The organism is Mesorhizobium sp. CA5, from assembly GCF_020165105.1.
Classification (GTDB): Bacteria; Pseudomonadota; Alphaproteobacteria; order Rhizobiales; family Rhizobiaceae; genus Mesorhizobium.
On sequence record NZ_JAIUHJ010000002.1, the window covers coordinates 175,540 to 192,814 of the forward strand.

Here is a 17,275-nt window from a genome sequence, read left to right on the forward strand (position 1 = left end):
GGTTCCGACCCCCGCGACATTCCAGAGGAAGGCCATCTCCTGTCCTGCGGACGGGCCGGAGAGGAATTGGGAGGTTATCGATGACTGGTGCTCACACCGTGCGCCTGGAGCCGGTCGGCGTCGAGTTCGAGGTCGAAAACGGCGAGACGGTCCTGAACGCGGCATTCCGCCAAGGCATTGCGCTGCCGCATGGCTGCAAGGAAGGGCAATGCTCGGCCTGCAAATGCGTGCTGCTCGAAGGCGAGGTCGACATGCTGAAATACTCGACCTTCGCCCTCAACGACACGGAGAAGGATACCGGGCACATCCTGTTGTGCCGGTCCATCGCCTATTCCGACATGCATGTCGAGCTTCTCAACTACGACGAGGAGGTGCTGGCGAAATCAATCGCGGTGAAGACATTCAAAGGCCGGATCTCAAAATTCGAACATCTGACCCATGACATCCGCGGCATCGAGATCGAGCTCGGCTCGCCGATAAAATTCTGGGCTGGGCAATATGTCGACATCACGGTCACCACGCAAAAAGGGGAGACGATTACGCGCTCGTTCTCCATGGCAAATACGCCGGACCAAACCCAAAAACTTTCCTTCATCATCAAGAAATATCCCGAAGGAAAGTTCTCCGGAGAGCTTGATTCCGGAGGCATCCGCGTCGGAGCCGAAGTCACTGTCGCCGGACCCTATGGAACCTGCTTCCGGCGGGAGGAACGGCAAGGTCCCCTGATCCTGGTCGGCGCCGGCTCCGGCATGTCGCCGGTTTGGTCGATCCTCAACGATCACCTGAAGAGCGGCGAGAAGCGGGACGTGTTCTTCTTCTACGGCGCGCGGACCCCGACCGACCTGTTCTATCTCGACAGGATCGCCGAGCTTGCCGGCCGGCACCCGGAGCTGAACTTCATCCCGGTGCTGTCGCATGTGAATGGCGAGGCGTGGGACGGCGAGCGCGGCTTCGTCCACCAGAGCGTCGATGCCAAGCTCAAGCAACTGGCGGTCGACGGGCAGGGCGACGTCTACGCCTGCGGTCCGCCGCCCATGATCGATGCGCTGCAGCCGGTCCTGTTCATGAACGGCTTCGAGAGCGAACGCATCTTCTTCGACCGGTTCACCACGTCGTCCAGCGCCACCCCGGGCCATTGAGACGGCCCGGAGCCAGCGACACCAAAGCAACTGCAACAAGGGAGTGAAGACAATGGTAGCAACGTCGAGTTCAGTCGGATCGGGAGCCGCGGGAGCCGCGATCTTCGCCGATTCCGACAGCCGCAAATATCGGTATTTCGATCCGAAAGGCCAGCGCGCCACCCATTACGAGGATGTCACGGTCGACGTGCAGCCCGACCCCGAGCGCTACCTGATCCAGGACTGGATCATCTCCTTCTCGAACGGCAAGGGCGCCTACATCAAGGACAATACGGCTGCCAAGAGCTCGAACTGGCATGCCTTCCGGGCTCCCGACCAGGAGTGGGAGCGCACGCATTATCAGCGCCAGTCGAAAATCGAGACGATGGTGCAGAGCGTGATCACCAATGCCCGCCGTGCCGGCGCGCCGAAGACCTTCGACAAGGTGTGGGCCAAGCTCCTGCAGGCGCATCTCGGAGCGTGGAAACATGCCGAGTTCGGCCTAGGCACTTCGCTGATGCAGGCGCAGCGCTACGGCTACACGCAGATGATCAACAACGCCACGCTGACCAATTCGTCCTACAAGCTGAGGCTCGCCCAGGACATCACGCTCTATCTCGCTGAGATCGGCATGGACATCGCCGGCTGGGACGACGAACTCGGCAAGAAGCACTGGCTGGAGGACGGTGTCTGGCAGGGCACCCGCGAGGCGGTCGAAACCATCATGGGCACGACCGACTATCTGGAGCAGTACTTCGCCATCAACATCGTGTTCGAACCGCTGGTCGGCGAACTGTTCCGCTCCGGCTTCCTGATGCAGGCCGCGGCCGCCAACCACGACTTCATCACACCGCCGGTGATCTCGGCGGCCGAAGCCGACTACGAGCGCAACCTCGCCAACACCATCGACCTGGCCTACCTGCTTGCCAATGACGAGAAGCATGGCGCGGCGAACAGGAAGCTCTTCCAGGGCTGGGTGAACAAGCACGGCGCGCTTGCCGACAAGGCAGCCACCGGCCTTCAGCCGATCTGGTCGATGCCGCATTCCAAGCCGATTTCCTTCACCGACGTTCGCGCCCAATCCGAGGAACGGATCGGCCAGATCCTCGGCGAACTCGGCCTCAAGCGCTGAACAGGGAGAAGACCAACATGTCAGTAGCAGCACGCGACGCCTCGCAGTCCAACATCTTCAAATCGATGAAGGACATCACCTTTGAGCAGACGATTTCGCACCAGTGCGGCGTCACCATGAACGACTCGGTCGAGGCGCGCGCCATCGCCGAATTCATGGGCAAGAAGCCGGGGGTTATCGTCACTTACCAGCCGGCCATGATCCGCATCGACGGCAACGGCAAGCTGATCTTCAAGATGGACGAGATCAGCGAATATCTCGGCCGCGACATGACCGCGGAGATCTTCGAGGTCAACACCTCTACCCACTACGGCCGCATGGTGCGCGTCGACGACAACACCGTGATCCTGTTCGGAAACATGGACGAGGTCTTCGAATACATCTGAGGAAGCCGGGCACCGGCGCGCCGCCCAATCGCGGCGCGCCCGCTCCATCAACAGGACGGCATCAACGCGACGATTGCGGAGGCAAGAATGTACAGGACACCTGAAGGCAAAGACATTTTCGTGGTCGATGGCCACACCCATTTCTGGGACGGCAGCCCGGAGAATCAGAGGAACATCCACGGCAAGCAGTTCATCGACTGCTTTTACGCCTATCATACGGGGCTGAGCCCGAAGGAGCAGCTTTGGGAGAAGGGCAAGTTCGAGAAATACAGCGCCGACGATCTCTATCGCGACCTGTTCATAGACGGTCCGGACGACGTGGCGATCGTCCAGTCGACCTATCTGAAGGATTTCTACAAGAACGGGTTCAACACGATCGAGCGCAACGCGGAGGTCGCCAAGCGCTACCCGGAGCGCTTCATCATCAATGGGTCCTTCGATCCGCGCGACGGCGAGAAGGCGCTGGAATACATCCACTTCATGAAGGAGACTTACGACGTCAAGGGCGTGAAGATGTACACGGCCGAGTGGAACGGCGCCTCCAAGGGCTGGAAGCTCACCGATCCCGATGCCTACAAGTGCTTCGAGCTCTGTGAAAAACTCGGCATCAAAAACATTCACGTCCACAAGGGCCCGACAATCATCCCGCTCAGCAAGGACGCGTTCGACGTGCACGATGTCGACCACGCGGCGACGGATTTCCAGGGCTTGAACTGGATCATCGAGCATTGCGGGCTGCCGCGCCTCGACGATTTCTGCTGGATCGCGACGCAGGAAACCAATGTCTATGGCGGCCTTGCCGTGGCGCTGCCCTTCATCCATTCGCGCCCGCGCTATTTCGGCGAGGTCATTGCCGAGCTGCTGTTCTGGATCGGGCCGGAAAAGATCCTGTTCGGCTCCGACTATGCGATCTGGACGCCGCGCTGGCTCGTCGAGAAATTCTGGGCGTATCAGATCCCCGAGGACATCGCCGCGGAACGCGGCGTGCAGCTGACCGACGAGATCAAGGAAAAGATCCTCGGCCTCAATGCCGCGCGCCTCTACGAGATCGACGTCGAAGCGAAGAAGAAGGCGTTCGCAAGTTCGCCCTTCAGCATCGCGGCGGAGTAGGGCCATGGCAACCGCCAGCGTTTCCGACAGCCGCGAGAAGGAACTCTGGCGGCGCCTTGGCGAGGTCAATGACCCGGAACTCGACGAACCGATCACCGAGATGGGTTTCGTCGAGCGCGCCGAGATGACGGGCGACGGCAGCGTGGAGGTCGATTTCCGCCTGCCGACCTACTGGTGCTCGCCCAACTTCGCTTTCCTCATGCTCGACGGCGTCCGCAAGGCGCTCGACCAGCTTTCCTGGTCGCCCGCCTATCGCGTGAAACTGCACGATCATATGTTCGCGGAGGAGGTCAATCGCGGCATCGAAGCCGGCAAGGCATTCGGCGACATATTCGCCGAGTTAGCCGCAGACGCGGATCTCGGCGCCGTGCGCGAAACCTTCAGGATGAAGGCATTCAAGCGCCGCCAGGAAGCGGTCCTGCGCGGACTTCGGCAGCACGGCCTGACGGATGTCGAAATCCTCGGCATGGACCTGCCGGCATACGATGCCGCCAGCTTCGAGCCGGGCGAGGCGGCCATGCAGAAGCCGCGGTACCGGGCAGCGCTGCTGGAGCGGTTTCCCGATCGCCGTATGGACGATCCCGTCTTCGTCACCTGGGAAGGGCGGCAAATTCCGCCTGCCGCGCTCAGTGCCCATCTCGCCGAGTTGCGCGGTGTGCGTGTCAACATGGAGTTCAACGGTGCGCTTTGCCGTGGGCTCAAGCAGACAAGATACAGGGAACTGAGCGTGGTCGAAGGCGAGCCGACGCTGGTCGACTTCATCATGGATCGCGTGCCGGCGCGAAACGCGCCGGCCGTCTAAGCAGCGTCGAAAGCAACGGCCTCCCTCGCACGAGGCCCCCAACCAACAACCCGCCCGTAAGGCGGAAGGAGGAATCATGCCTAAAATTATGCTTCACAATTCCGAGGCCCGCCGGGCCCTTGCCCGTGGCGTCTTCAGGCTGGCGGCGGCAGTCGAACCGACGCTCGGTCCCAAAGGCATGAACGCCATGATCGACCGGCCGATCGGAACGCCTATGGTGACCCGCGACGGCGTCAGCATCGCTTCCGAAATCGAGCTGCATGACCGTTTCGAGAACATGGGCGCGCAGGTCGTCCGCGAGGTGTCGATGCAGACCAACGAGGTCGCCGGCGACGGCACGACGACCGCCATCGTGCTCGCCAACGCGCTGATCCAGGGCGGCATCGAGGCCAATGAGCGCGGCGCCAAATCAGTCGATCTCTGCAAGGGCATCAACCTTGCCGTGGCGGCGGTCGTGACGGCCCTCAAGGCATCGGCCAAGCCCGCCAAGGGCAATGGCGTCCTCGCCTCGGTTGCCAACATCGCCGCAACCGATGCCAAGCTTGGCGCGCTGGTGGCGCAAGCGCATGAGCGCGTCGGCGCGGAAGGCGTCATTACCACCGATTTCAGCGTGACCACCGAGACCACCCTGGACGTGGTCGAGGGCATGTCCTTCGACCGCGGCTACCTCTCGCATCACATGGTGACGGACCAGGAGAAGATGGAGGCCGTGCTCGAGCGGCCCTTCATCCTGATGACCGATCTCAAGATCAAGGAGCCCACGGCGCTGGAGACTGCGCGCCGTATCGCCGACGAGGCGGGGCGCCCGTTGCTGATCGTCTCCGAGGAAGTGTCGCCGGAAGTTGTGGTCACGCTGCTGGGCAAGCAGGGGCCAGGCAAATACCTTGTCGTCCATCCGCCGGAATATGGCCATTGGCGAAAGGCCATGATGGAGGACCTGGCGATCATCACCGGCGGTAGGGTGATAGCCCGCGACCTCGGCGGCCGGCTGGAGGACATCACAGTCGACGATCTTGGGACCGCTGACCGGGTGAAAACCAGCTCATCCTACACCTCGATCATTCGCGGCGGCGGCGACCATGACGCGATCGCGGCGCGCCGCGCCCAGGTGCAGCGGCAGTATGAGGCCGCGCCGCCGAACATTGAGCAGGACAAGCTGCGCGAGCGCCTGGCCAAGCTCTCCGGCGGTACCGCGATCCTCTATGCCGGCGGCGTCACGCCGGTCGAGCAGAAGCGGACCATCCAGCTGATCGAGGACTCGCTGAATGCGGTGCGCGCGGCGTCCGAGGAGGGCGTGGTTGCCGGTGGCGGCTCGGCGTTGGCCCAGATCGCGCCGCTGCTCGACAAGGTGGCGACCGGTGTCGACGGCGATGTCGCCGAAGGCGTGCGCCTGGTTCGGTCGGTGCTGACACGGCCGCTCTGGCGCATCGCCGCCAATGCCGGCGCCGATCCCGAAGCCGTGGTAGCCGAGGTGACGCGCATCAACGGCGGCTACGGCTATAACGCATCCGCCGGCAGCTACCAGAACATGTTCGAAGCCGGGATCATCGATCCTGTCCGCGTCACCTACACCGCGCTGGCCAATGCCGCCTCCGTGGCGACGCTGATCCTGACCACCGAGACACTGATCGGCGATCTTGCCGAGGATGAGGACCCGACGGCCGGGCCGGCGCTCGGCGGCGGCGCGGAAAAGCTTGGCCGCGCCTGAAACAATTCCGGACCTGAAAGGACACGACGATGAAAGCCGCAAGACTTTACGAATACGACCCGCACATGAACGTCAAGCTCAAGATCGAGGAGGTCAAGGCGCCGACGATCACGGCCCCGGACGAGGTCATCGTGCGGGTAGGTGCCGCCGGCCTCTGCCGCACCGACCTCCATATCATTGAAGGTGTGTGGAAACCGACCATGGACCCCGACGGCAGCCTTCTGCCTTACATCATGGGTCATGAGAACGCCGGCTGGGTCGAGGAGGTCGGCAGCGGCGTCAGATCGGTCAAGCGCGGCGATGCCGTGATCTGCCATCCGTTCCGCTCTTGCGGCATCTGCCTCAACTGCCGGCACGGCGAGGATATGTACTGCGACAATGGCCAGTTCCCTGGGCTCGGCATGAATGGCGGCTTCGCCGAATATTTCATCACCAGTGAACGTTCGCTGATCAAGCTCAATGTCAATGTCACGCCGATCGAAGTGGCGCCGCTGGCAGATGCTGGCATCACCGCTTATCGCGCAGCCAAACGGGCGGCGAAGCTTTTGCGGCCGGGGAGCTACTGCGTCCTGCTCGGCATCGGCGGGCTCGGACACATCGCGCTGCAGTCGCTGCATGCGATTTCAGGCTGCCGGATAATCGCCGTCGATCGTGAGCCTGCCGCGCGCGTGCTGGCCAAGGATCTCGGTGCCGACTTCGTCCTCGATGGCGGGCCGAACGTCGTCGAAGAAGTAAAGGCGATCACTGGCGGCGGCGCCCATGTGGTCATCGATTTCGTCGGCGAGCTTGGCGTGGAAAACATCTGCTGGAAGATGGTGCGCAAGGGCGGCCAGCTGTTCGTGGTAGGCTATGGCGGCGCCGTCAACGTGCCGACCGCGCATCTGGTCATCGAGGAAATCAACATCGGCGGCAGCCTGGTCGGCAATTTCACCGAGCTCGTCGAGCTGATGGAGCTCAACGCCGACGGCAAGGTCAAGATGCACTACACCGAATACAATCTCGCCAGCATCAACACCGCGCTCGATGACTTCAAGAACCGGCGCTTCACCGGCCGCGGCGTCATTGTTCCCTGAAAACCTTGGGCCCGGATGGGCGCGGAAAGCCGCGGTATCCGGTCCAGGCGTCATAATCCGGAGAGGAAAAATGAACAAATACATCTGTGAATTCGTCGGAACCTTCGCGCTGGTCTTCTTCGGCTGCGCGACGGTTCTGTTCATGCGTTCCGAGGTCGGACTGCTCGGTGTTGCAATGGCCTTCGGCCTGTCGGTGATTGCGATGGCCTATTCGATCGGGCCGATTTCCGGCGCGCATCTCAACCCGGCGGTAAGCCTTGGCGTCTTCGTTTCGGGCCGGATGAAGTCCAACGATCTCGCCGGCTACGTGGTCGCGCAATGTCTGGGGGCGATCGCTGCCTCGGCGGTGCTCTACGTGATGGCGCAAGGCAAAGGCGGCGGCTATGACGTCGCCGCGAATGGTTTTGCCCAGAACGGCTGGTCGGCCTATTCGGCGACTTCGGCGTTCTTGTTCGAGGCAGTCGCCACATTCCTCTTTCTGCTCGTCATCTTGCGTGCCACCGCGGAGGACGGCGCGGGTGCTCTGGCTGGCCTGGCGATCGGTTTGACGCTGGTCATGATCCACCTCGCCGGCATTGCCGTGTCAGGGTCTTCGGTCAATCCGGCTCGCTCGCTAGGGCCCGCGTTGTTTGCCGGCGGAAGCGCGCTGTCGCAGCTCTGGCTCTATATCGTGGCGCCTTGCCTGGGCGCTGCCGCGGCCGGACTGGTGCTGCGCACCGGGATGATCGGCGCCAGCGAACCGGCACCGCAGCTCGCCTGATCGGCCGCTGCCTTTTTGTCGGTAAGAGTTCCCCAACCCATGGCGGAACGCCATGGGTTTCTTTTTGCTGCGTGTTCAGACGAAGCCGCGCCGGATGCCATATTGCTCGAGCTTGCGGTAGAGCGTTGGCCTGGAAATGCCCAGCCGCTGCGCCACCCGGCTGAGATTGCCGCCCTCCGCGGTCAGCGCATTCTTCAACGTTTGGTGTTCCGCCTCGGCTAGCGTGCCAGCGGGCTCTTCGGGGGAGACTGCCGTGTTGCTGCCCGGCTGCGGCTCGGAACCGCCATCCGTGATTTCCTCGGGAAGGTCGTGCAGTCCGATACCACGGCCGCGCGTCAGGACGTGCAGCCGTCCGACGAGGTTCTTCAGCTCACGCACATTGCCCGGCCACCGATAGGCGAGCAATGCAGCGACAGCTTCCTGCGAGAATTCCAGCGGCTCGTCGCCTGATGCAGCGGCGATCTTCCGGTTGAAATGTTCGATCAGCAGCAGCACGTCCTCGCCGCGATCGCGCAGCGGCGGCACAGTGATCGAGACGGCGCCGATCCGATAATAGAGGTCGCGGCGGAAACGACCCGCAGCGACTTCCTGCTTGAGGTCTCGATTGGTCGAGGCGACGAGCCGGACGTCGATTGGCCGGCCTCGGTTGTCGCCGATACGGTGGACCACGCGCTCTTCCAGGACACGCAACAGAAACGGCTGGATCTCGAGCGGCATCTCGCCGATCTCGTCGAGGCTGAGCACGCCGCCATTGGCAAGCTCGAAGACACCCGGTTTGCCGTCGCGTGATGCGCCGGTGAAGGCGCCGGCGACATGGCCGAACAGCTCGCTGCCGAACAAGTCCTTTGTGATAGCGCCGCAATTCATCGCGATGAACGGGTCATTGTCCGTACGCCGGCTGCCGGCATGGACGAGCCGCGCGAACAGCTCCTTGCCGACGCCGGTCTCGCCTTCGACCAGCAGTGAGGCGACGCTTTTCGATCGCGCGACGCGGCAGGCGACATCGACTGCGGCAAGCAGTGCCTCGCTCTCGCCGACTATCATTGCAGCTGCGTCTTGAAGATGCTTGTCCGCCTCCCGGTTGATCACGGTCAGGCTCGAAACTGTCGGCGCCGACGGGAACACCAGCGCCGCGCCGCGCAAGTCGCCATCGAGCTTGAGCGGTGTGATGTGGCAGGAGCGCAGATGAGCCGGCAGAGCCCTGGCGATATCGGCCTCCGAACCCGACGACGGAAGGTTCATCAGCCAGCGGCCGCGGCCCGCGTCTATCGGGCCGCTGGTCATTTCGGCCGCTTCGCCGTCGGGCAGGTTGTTTCGGTAGATCGCGCGCCCGCGATGATCGACGATCACCAGTCCATCTTTTCGGCGATAGCCGGGAGCCGAGGAAATGAAAGCTTCGAGCAGGCGTGTGCGCTGCTCCTGTTGCTGCTCTGCCAATGCTTTTTCGATCTGGCGGGCCGTGGCGGCGACAAGCGCGGTGTTGTGCGGTCGGAAGATCGGCGAGTAGCCTGACAAGTCGACGACCCCGACTATCTTGCCGTCCAGCGGATCGCGGATCGGCGCCCCGGCGCAGGTCCAGGACTTGATGCCGGCGCAGAAGTGCTCCGCCGCATGGACGAAAGTCGGTTCCCCGGTCCACAGGGCCGTGCCGATGCCGTTGGTCCCGACGGCGCCCTCATTCCATTTGCCGCCGATGGCCAGATGAATATCCATGCCGTCATGCAGGGTCTTCTTGTCGCCGATGGCATCGATCAGCACGCCGTCGCTGTCGGCAAGAACCAGCATCGCGCCGGTGCCCTCCAGCAACTGACCGATGGAGGCGAAGGATCGGCGCGCCGCCGAGAGCAGTTCGGCATTGGCCCGGGTCAGATACTCGATTTCGTCGCGATCGCTGCTCAGCGGCGCTTCGATCCCCTGAGCGTTGATGCCGCCGGTGGCGCTGCGATACCAGGAGTCGTGAATGAGGGAGCGGACGTGGCTTGGGCGGATCGGATCGCGGACACATTTGGGCTCGTCCGCCAGAAAATCTTCCCAAGCGCGCATGGTGGCGCGCTCGTCATAGTCGATGCTGCCCAGAGCGATTTGATTGCCGGCCAACGACGCACGCGTCGGAAGAGCATCGATCTTCATCTGATTAGGCCCAGGATCGCGTTTCATTCAGTCATTACGGAACCTTCGAGGCATGCCAATGCTGTATGCTGTCTTGGATCGGACGTGCCGAAGCCGGTCCAATCGCTTACCGGTCAATTGATGCCTAGTTTCGCGCCGATGTCGGTGGCGAGCTGTTCTTCGGAGTAGGTGGCGGTGAGGCGACGCCCGTCCATTTCGGCAAGCTTCGCGGCGACGGCTTCGTCGACCGGCGCGAAGTAGCCGTTCTGCTTGGTGGCCAATACGAAAATGTGCTCGCCGCCGCGATCGCGGATATCGCCGATATGATGAAGCTGACGGCCTGTGTCTTGATCCTTCGAGATCACACGCCCATTGAGGCTGACATGCACGGACGGGTTGGCCTCGGCCACAGATCCGGTTGCGCCGCCAACGTGAAAGATAAGGCCTTGAGCCTTCGGTTTCTGACGTGGCTGTTTCGAAGCTGAATAACCGCCGGCGCTGAGCTGGTCGGCAAGGCGCACGATGGTTGAGCGGTTCTGCTCAATCAGCCTTTTGACTTGAGCATCCTCGCGCCGCGGGCCATCCCGCTTGGAGATGATCTCGACCATGAATCCTCCCAGATTCGTCGGCAGTGCCGGTATGGCAATTTTTCTTGCTTGCAGCAGACCTTACACTGCCACAGTCGAGTCCGCCATTCATATTAGTTAGTGCCGAAATGGATGTCGTTGGTAGCAGGTGGCTGTTACACCGGGGTATTCGTAGGTTGAGCAATGCCCGTGTCATGCGCCTTGCTCTTCGATTCCGAGGGCTCGCTGTTGAATGAGTGTGCTGTTGCAGGAGACATTCTATTTCCCGTATCGCTGCTCCAGCGCTTCGGCAATATGCTCGCAAAGCAACTCCCCGGTGACGATGGTGACGTGGAGACGGATGCGTGCGCCCCGCGGATCGACCATCGTGACCACCGCGCCGCGGTCGGAGTATTCGAACGTGTCCAGAACCTTGTGAATGACAAAGTCAGCTACATTGGCTGCCGAGCCGGCGTGATTTTCCACGGCCTTCCTCCATCCCGAAATCAGCGGATCATGCCTTTGGGCAGCAGTCGCGTGCCTAGGCGGTCTCCTCCGACAGCTGCCCGATCGTTAAATATGTAGCGGATTACCTCAACGTCCAGAAGAGTATTGACCCGCCATCCCTGTTGAGCGGCGAATATCTCTTTGTTCACAAGCGCAAAGGATAAGTGCCCCGGTCGTCATATCGTTGAAGCAGACAACGACGAAGTGCAGATTACGCTAAACGCCATCTTAAGTCAGCCTTAATACATTTCAGCGCGAGATTGGCGAGGCGCTTCCAATCAGTCCCGCTATTGGCGCCTGCGGGCGGGACTGACCTCATCAGGTCAGCGTTAACATGAAACGGCTCAAGGACATAAGTGTCGGCAGCAAGCTCACGCTGGGCTTTGGATTGGCACTGCTTTGCACCGTGACGGTCGGGGTATTTGGGGTCGCACAGCTGCGGTCGCTCAATAAGGTCACGAGCGAGATCACCGGAGTTTGGTTGCCCCAGGTGCAGATCGTCGACGAGATGAAGCGCAACCTTGCGGAGCACCGGCTCTACGCGACGCTGCGCATGCGTGCCGAAAACTCTCAGCAAATCGCTGACATCGACAAGGAGATGGCGAGAGAGAGCGAAGAAATGCTCCAAGATCGGCGCGCCTACCGCAGGAGCGCCGGATCACCCGCCGAGCAGGAGCTGTTCGATCAATTCGTCAACCTCTGGACGGCGTATCAAGATTCTCTGTCGTCGATCATTCCACTTCTCGATACCGCGGAGCGAACGAAGGCAGCTAACGAGTTCGAGGCGGTGTCGCTCCCCACGATTGCGGCGGCGGCTCAGCGGCTGGATGGCCTCTTGGCACTCACCAATCAGCGCAGCAAGGCTGCCGCAGCCATGGCGGACCGCACCTACACCATCGCGCAGCGGCTCGTTTGGGCCGCGATCGCCTTTGCTGCCGTGTGCCTTGGCGTGCTTGTCGCCTGGATTCGCCATAATGTCAGCAAGCCGATCCTGGCCGTGAGCGAAGCGATGCACCGGTTGACGCGAGGGGAACACCGCTCGACGCTGGTTGCGCTCAGAAAGGGTCGGCGCGACGAGGTCGGAATATTGTTCACGGCCTTTGCCGGCTACCGTGCCAGCCTGGAGCGCAGCATCGCCCTGGCTCGTGATGCCGAGTTGGAGCGGCAGAATCTGGCTGCCGCTGCCGCGAACATGCCTGTGGGCCTGTGTATGTTCGATGCCGGCCGACGGCTGGTTTTCTGCAATCAGGCCTATGCCGACTTCTATCGCCTGCCGGAGGCCCTGACCCACCCTGGTTCCCGGTGGGCCGATTTGATGCGTTTCCGGATTGCGGCGGGACTTTATGTAGGCCAGGACCCGGACAGATATCTGGAAGAGCTCTCGGCGACCATCGACCGCGCCGAGCGCGTCGTGAGCCTGGTGGAGCTCAGGGACGGGCGCACCATCGACCTCATTCATCAGCCGCTGCCGGGCGGCGGATGGCTCGCCACGCATCACGACGTGACCGACTTGCGGCGCAGCGAGGCTCGCATATCGCACATGGCTCGCCATGACGGGCTTACCGATCTTCCAAACCGGATATTGTTTCGCGAACGCGCCGAGGACGCCTTGACCGAGATGGCTCGCAGAGATGGCAAGGTCGCCTTCCTTTGCCTCGATCTCGATCATTTCAAGACTGTCAACGACACGCTAGGGCATCCGGTCGGCGACGCCTTGCTCAAGGAGGTCGCCGCAAGGCTGAGGCAGATCGTGCGCGAGGACGACACTGTTGCCAGACTAGGTGGCGACGAGTTCGTGATCATTCAAAATGGGGTCGATCAGCCGGTCGAGGCCACCGCCCTTGCGCAACGCGTCATTGACGCGCTGAGCGCGCCTTATATCGCCGACGGCCATGGCGTCACCGTCAGCGCCAGCGTCGGCATCTCGATTGCGCCTGACGACGGCACAAACGCCGACCAGTTGCTCAAGACATGGATGCCCGCATGCAGGCGCGGCGGGTTCTCGAACTCGATCTGCGCGACGCGTTGGGACGGCAGCAGTTCGAGATCTACTACCAGCCGCTCCTCAATCTCGAAAGCGGCGAGGTCAGCTGTTTCGAGGCGCTGTTGCGCTGGCATCACCCGACGCGGGGCATCGTTTCGCCGTCCGAGTTCATCCCCTTGGCTGAAGAGATCGGCTTGATTGTTCCGATTGGGGAATGGGTGATCAAGCAAGCCTGTCTCGACGCAGCAAGCTGGCCCGAAGGCATCAGGGTTGCCGTCAACCTGTCGCCGACGCAGTTTCGCAATGCCCGCTTGCTCTCGACGATTGTCGCAGCGTTGGATGCCTCGGGATTGCCCGCGAGCCGTCTCGAGCTTGAAATCACCGAGACCGTGCTGCTGGCCAACACCCAGGCCACTCTCGCGATGCTGCAACAGATCCACTTGCTGGGTGTCCTTATCGCGATGGACGACTTCGGGACCGGATATTCGAGTTTGAGCTATCTGCGCTCGTTTCCGTTCGACAAGATCAAGATTGACCAGTCCTTCGTAAAGGACGCCGAGGATATCGACAGCTCCGTCGCCATCATACGGGCCGTCACCAGCCTCGGCAACAGCCTTGGGATGCAGACCACCGCCGAAGGGATAGAGACGGCCGAGCAACTGGAACGGGTGCGAAGAGAAGGCTGCACGGAAGCGCAAGGCTTCCTGTTCAGTCGGCCACTACCGGCTCGGGAGATCCCCGCGATGCTGGAGCGCACACGTGCCGTCGTGGCCGGCGACATCAGCGAGCTTGCGCCCGAAACGACAGGCGAGCGGAAGAAAGAACGGGTCTCCGCTGGCCGGCTTGGCAGGAGTGCGTCTGCCCGGGCTTGACTGAAGTCGGCAAGATGTCCCGCCGCAGAGAACAAACCTGCTCGCGGTACTTGCTAGCCAACTCACTGGCTCATGTCGGCCGGTCCTAATGAACGCGCCGGCGCGGCCGTGAGGCCGAAGCCGACGGTGTCATCCGGAATAGGCTCTGATGGGCTGCGGTTCGCAGGTCAGAGGGAAACCGATAGTCCGCCGTCAACCGCCAGCACATGTCCATTGACGTAACCGGCAGCGTTAGAGGCGAGAAACACCACGGCTCCGCCGAGTTCCTCAGGCTTGGCCCAGCGGCCTGCAGGGGTTCGTGCCTCGACCCATTTGGTGAAAGCCTCGTCGTTGATAAGCGCGGTATTGAGCTCGGTGGCGAAATAGCCGGGAGCGATCGCGTTGATTGTTATGCCGTGACGGCCCATCTCGGCGGCGGCGGAGCGCGTCAGTCCATGCAGGCCCGCCTTTGCCGCCACATAGGCGTGAATGGTGGGACGGCCAAGGATCGCCGCAACCGATCCAGTGTTTATGATGCGCCCGAATTTGTTCGGCAGCATCAGACGCACTGCATCACGCATCATGCGAAAGCAGGCCGACAGATTGACGGCAATCACACGGTCGAAATCCTCGTCCTCCCATTCGACCAAAGGCCTGCGATGCTGGATGCCGGCGTTGTTGATCAGAATATCGAGGCGGCCGTGGCGTTCGACGATTGCTTGGAGCGCCGCCCTTGAGACCGCCGCGTCGGCAACGTCGAACGGCAGGGCTTCGGCCCCGATGCTTTCCGCCGCCGCGGAGAGGGCGTTCGTGCCGCGGGCGTTGACGATTACCGTCGCACCGTTTTCCGCAAGTGCTTTGGCCATGGCGAAGCCGAGGCCGCGCGAAGCACCCGTGACCAATGCGACACGGCCCTTGAGCGAGAACAATTCCGACATTGAAGCCCCTGGAGCGAGATGAGAATGCTTCAATCTAGCCGCATCTCGCTTCAACGAACGGGCGGGAGTTACCTCCCGCCCAAAAAACCCTATTTGGCGACGCAGGTATCCGCCGTCTGCGGAGTGCAGACGTCGAGGCCGGTGTAGGTCGGGTCAGCCGGCGGAGCCTTGCCGTCCTTCATATCCTTCAATGCCATCATCGTCTTGTAGCCCATTTCGAACGGCCGCTGGCCGACCTGGCCAAGGGAGAGACCTTCCTTCATCTGATCGATCTGGACGGGAAGCGTGTCGGCGACGACAAGGGCCAGGGCCTTCGAGGCGATCTTGTCCTTATACGGGGCTACCGCAGCTCGGTTGGCATCTGGGATGAACTGCGGGAAGCCACCCGTTGGGATGAATGCGTCGAGGTTCGGGTTTTTCCCCATGATGTCCTCGAATTGCTGCACCGAAAGCGGGAAATCATCGTTGGTATAGAGCGGACAGCCTTCGATTTCGGTCCAGCCATTCTGGCCCGTCAGCCGATCCCCGGGCGAGGCTGCCGATTTGGTGCCCGAAAGCGTATCGCGAATGCCCTGCATGCGCTCGTTGTGATTGGCCGCCGCCGCGCCGCCCGACTGGATACAGATCGTGCCGCCCTTGGGCTTAATCTGCATGGCAAGCTTGGCAAGGTTCACGCCGATCTCATAATTGTGGGTCCCGATATAGGCGGCGCGAAGATCCTTGTTCTCGGGCAGGAGGTCGGAATCCCAGGTGAGGACCGGGATGCCGGCTTCCTTGGCGGCCTGCAGCGCGACTGCCATCGCCGCGGCATTCGATGGCGACACGGCGATGCCGTCCACCTTCTTGGCAACGAGGTCCTGCACGATCTGTACCTGCTCGTCGCCGCCGCCATGCTCTCCGGGGCCAATATACATGCACTCCAGGGCCCCATTCGATTCGGCTTCGGCTTTCTTGCAGCCGTCGCGTGCCTGGTCGAAGAAAGGATTGTTCATGTTCTTCGGCACCAGGGCGAAGGTGTATTTCGCCTGGGCGCCGGAAACGGCGAGCACCATTGCGCCAAGCGCCACGGCCGCCGTCAACAGATGTTTTTTCATGGGACGTTCTCCTCCTTGGTGTGATCCCGCAGGCCTCCCGCCGGCGGGTTTCTAACGGCTTCGTTTGGGCATCAAGGCTGCCAGCGACGCTGCGAGCATCGATCTGCCGCCGGTTTGCATGCCCAAAAGAACCGCAAGAACGATGAAGGCGCCCACGAAGGCACCCTGCCAATTTGAATCGATGCCGGCCATCAGCAGTGCATTCCTGATCACCTCGAGGAAGGCCGAACCGATTATCGCGCCGAACGCCGTGCCGGCGCCGCCCATGAGGCTGGCTCCGCCAATGACTGTCGCGGCGATCACGCGCAGCTCATAACCTTGGCCCATGGCGTTGATGGCCGAGCCGTTGTAACCAAGCAGCAGCAGCGAGGCGAGCGAGGCGGTGAAAGCCGAGAAGACATAGGCCTGGAATTTGATCCAGTCGACCGGCACGCCGGTAAGCCGGGCGGCCTCCTCGTTACCACCGATGGCGAAGAGATGCCGGGCCCAGGCGGTGAAATTGAACACGAAGCCGACGATCAGGGCCAGAATCACCATAGTCCAAAACTGCGATGACAGTCCCGGTATCCAGTGGGGTGCCCAGTCCTGCGGCCCATGCAGCGGCCATCTCGCCTGACCGATCGCCTTCACGATCGGAGCATCGGGCCCGAACTGGTAGAGCATCTGGTTGGCCGAGAACACGACCGCCAGCGAACGCGCCACGGACAGCATCCCGAGGGTGACCACGAAGGACGGCATTCCGACATAAGCAACAAAGAACCCGTTGACCGCGCCGCAGGCCAGACCGGAGAAAAGGCCGATGGCGAAGGCGACGTACCAAGGATAGTGCCAGGTCAGGAACAGGCCGGCGACGATGGCCACCAGGCCCATGATCGAGCCGACCGACAGATCGATGCCACCGGTGATGATCACCACCGTCATGCCGAGCGCCATGAGGCCGAAAGGTGCGAAGTTGCGCGTGACGTTGGCGACGTTTTCGGAGGTGCCGAAGCTCGGCTCGATGGCCGTCATCAACATGACGAGAGCAATGAGCGCGATTGTCACCCAGAATGGCTGACTTGAAACCACACGCTGCAACGCCGTCTTCTCCTTGGTCGGGATGAAGTCCGCCATGGCCGGGCGGCTGGTTTCCACGAG

General features: G+C 62.1%; 15 protein-coding genes and 1 pseudogene. 10 read left to right on the plus strand and 6 right to left on the minus strand.

The annotated features are described in order from the left end of the window. Positions 1-80 precede the first annotated feature (80 nt). The 8 genes from LB529_RS03790 (at position 81) to LB529_RS03825 (ending at position 8,089) form a co-directional block, all read left to right on the plus strand. Positions 81-1,139 (plus strand): NADH:ubiquinone reductase (Na(+)-transporting) subunit F, encoded by a 1,059-nt coding sequence (locus tag LB529_RS03790; RefSeq protein WP_224523078.1) that lies wholly within the window; start codon positions 81-83, stop codon positions 1,137-1,139. A gap of 52 nt (positions 1,140-1,191) precedes the next feature. Beyond that, positions 1,192-2,250: an aromatic/alkene monooxygenase hydroxylase subunit beta gene (locus LB529_RS03795; RefSeq protein ID WP_224523075.1), complete on the plus strand. Its 1,059-nt coding sequence runs from the start codon at positions 1,192-1,194 to the stop codon at positions 2,248-2,250. A gap of 17 nt (positions 2,251-2,267) precedes the next feature. Beyond that, positions 2,268-2,636, plus strand: coding sequence for an MmoB/DmpM family protein (locus LB529_RS03800; protein WP_112097527.1), 369 nt, complete (start codon positions 2,268-2,270; stop codon positions 2,634-2,636). A gap of 87 nt (positions 2,637-2,723) precedes the next feature. Beyond that, positions 2,724-3,746, plus strand: a complete 1,023-nt coding sequence (locus LB529_RS03805) for an amidohydrolase family protein (protein ID WP_224710235.1) — start codon at positions 2,724-2,726, stop codon at positions 3,744-3,746. A gap of 4 nt (positions 3,747-3,750) precedes the next feature. Further along, positions 3,751-4,548 carry an iron-sulfur cluster assembly protein gene (locus LB529_RS03810; protein WP_224710236.1) on the plus strand — a complete coding sequence of 266 codons (798 nt, stop codon included), beginning with the start codon at positions 3,751-3,753 and terminating at the stop codon, positions 4,546-4,548. 76 nt (positions 4,549-4,624) lie between these two features. After that, positions 4,625-6,256, plus strand: coding sequence for a molecular chaperone GroEL (locus LB529_RS03815; protein WP_140839148.1), 1,632 nt, complete (start codon positions 4,625-4,627; stop codon positions 6,254-6,256). A gap of 29 nt (positions 6,257-6,285) precedes the next feature. Next, the gene (locus LB529_RS03820) at positions 6,286-7,329 is read left to right on the plus strand and encodes an NAD(P)-dependent alcohol dehydrogenase (protein WP_224710237.1); all 1,044 of its coding nucleotides are present in this window, start codon (positions 6,286-6,288) and stop codon (positions 7,327-7,329) included. A 70-nt stretch (positions 7,330-7,399) separates the two neighbouring features. Next, the gene (locus tag LB529_RS03825) at positions 7,400-8,089 is read left to right on the plus strand and encodes an MIP family channel protein (protein ID WP_224542959.1); all 690 of its coding nucleotides are present in this window, start codon (positions 7,400-7,402) and stop codon (positions 8,087-8,089) included. Positions 8,090-8,164: 75 nt separating this feature from the next. On the opposite strand, the gene LB529_RS03830 is transcribed toward LB529_RS03825, so the two are convergent. From LB529_RS03830 to LB529_RS03840, 3 genes are all read right to left on the minus strand, one after another. Beyond that, positions 8,165-10,219 (minus strand): sigma-54-dependent Fis family transcriptional regulator, encoded by a 2,055-nt coding sequence (locus LB529_RS03830; protein ID WP_224710238.1) that lies wholly within the window; start codon positions 10,217-10,219, stop codon positions 8,165-8,167. 113 nt (positions 10,220-10,332) lie between these two features. After that, positions 10,333-10,806 carry a hypothetical protein gene (locus tag LB529_RS03835; protein WP_224523070.1) on the minus strand — a complete coding sequence of 158 codons (474 nt, stop codon included), beginning with the start codon at positions 10,804-10,806 and terminating at the stop codon, positions 10,333-10,335. Between the two features lie 237 nt (positions 10,807-11,043). Next, the gene (locus tag LB529_RS03840; RefSeq protein ID WP_224710239.1) at positions 11,044-11,250 is read right to left on the minus strand and encodes a hypothetical protein; all 207 of its coding nucleotides are present in this window, start codon (positions 11,248-11,250) and stop codon (positions 11,044-11,046) included. 355 nt (positions 11,251-11,605) lie between these two features. Between LB529_RS03840 and LB529_RS03845 the strand changes: the two are divergent. Further along, positions 11,606-13,231 (plus strand): annotated as a pseudogene (locus tag LB529_RS03845) (diguanylate cyclase domain-containing protein); the annotation flags it as partial. A gap of 23 nt (positions 13,232-13,254) precedes the next feature. Further along, a complete protein-coding gene (locus LB529_RS03850; RefSeq protein ID WP_224710240.1) occupies positions 13,255-14,127 on the plus strand; it encodes a putative bifunctional diguanylate cyclase/phosphodiesterase in 873 nt (290 codons plus the stop codon). Positions 14,128-14,294: 167 nt separating this feature from the next. Here the strand turns inward: LB529_RS03850 and LB529_RS03855 are convergent, their stop codons facing one another. The 3 genes from LB529_RS03855 to LB529_RS03865 all read right to left on the minus strand — a co-directional run bounded on the left by LB529_RS03855 (position 14,295) and on the right by LB529_RS03865 (position 17,272). Next, entirely contained in the window at positions 14,295-15,044 is a 750-nt protein-coding gene (locus LB529_RS03855; RefSeq protein ID WP_224625717.1) for a glucose 1-dehydrogenase, read from the minus strand. Positions 15,045-15,133: 89 nt separating this feature from the next. Beyond that, positions 15,134-16,138, minus strand: coding sequence for a sugar-binding protein (locus tag LB529_RS03860; RefSeq protein WP_140839134.1), 1,005 nt, complete (start codon positions 16,136-16,138; stop codon positions 15,134-15,136). A gap of 51 nt (positions 16,139-16,189) precedes the next feature. Further along, the gene (locus LB529_RS03865; protein ID WP_224517261.1) at positions 16,190-17,272 is read right to left on the minus strand and encodes an ABC transporter permease; all 1,083 of its coding nucleotides are present in this window, start codon (positions 17,270-17,272) and stop codon (positions 16,190-16,192) included. Between the last annotated feature and the right edge of the window lie 3 nt (positions 17,273-17,275).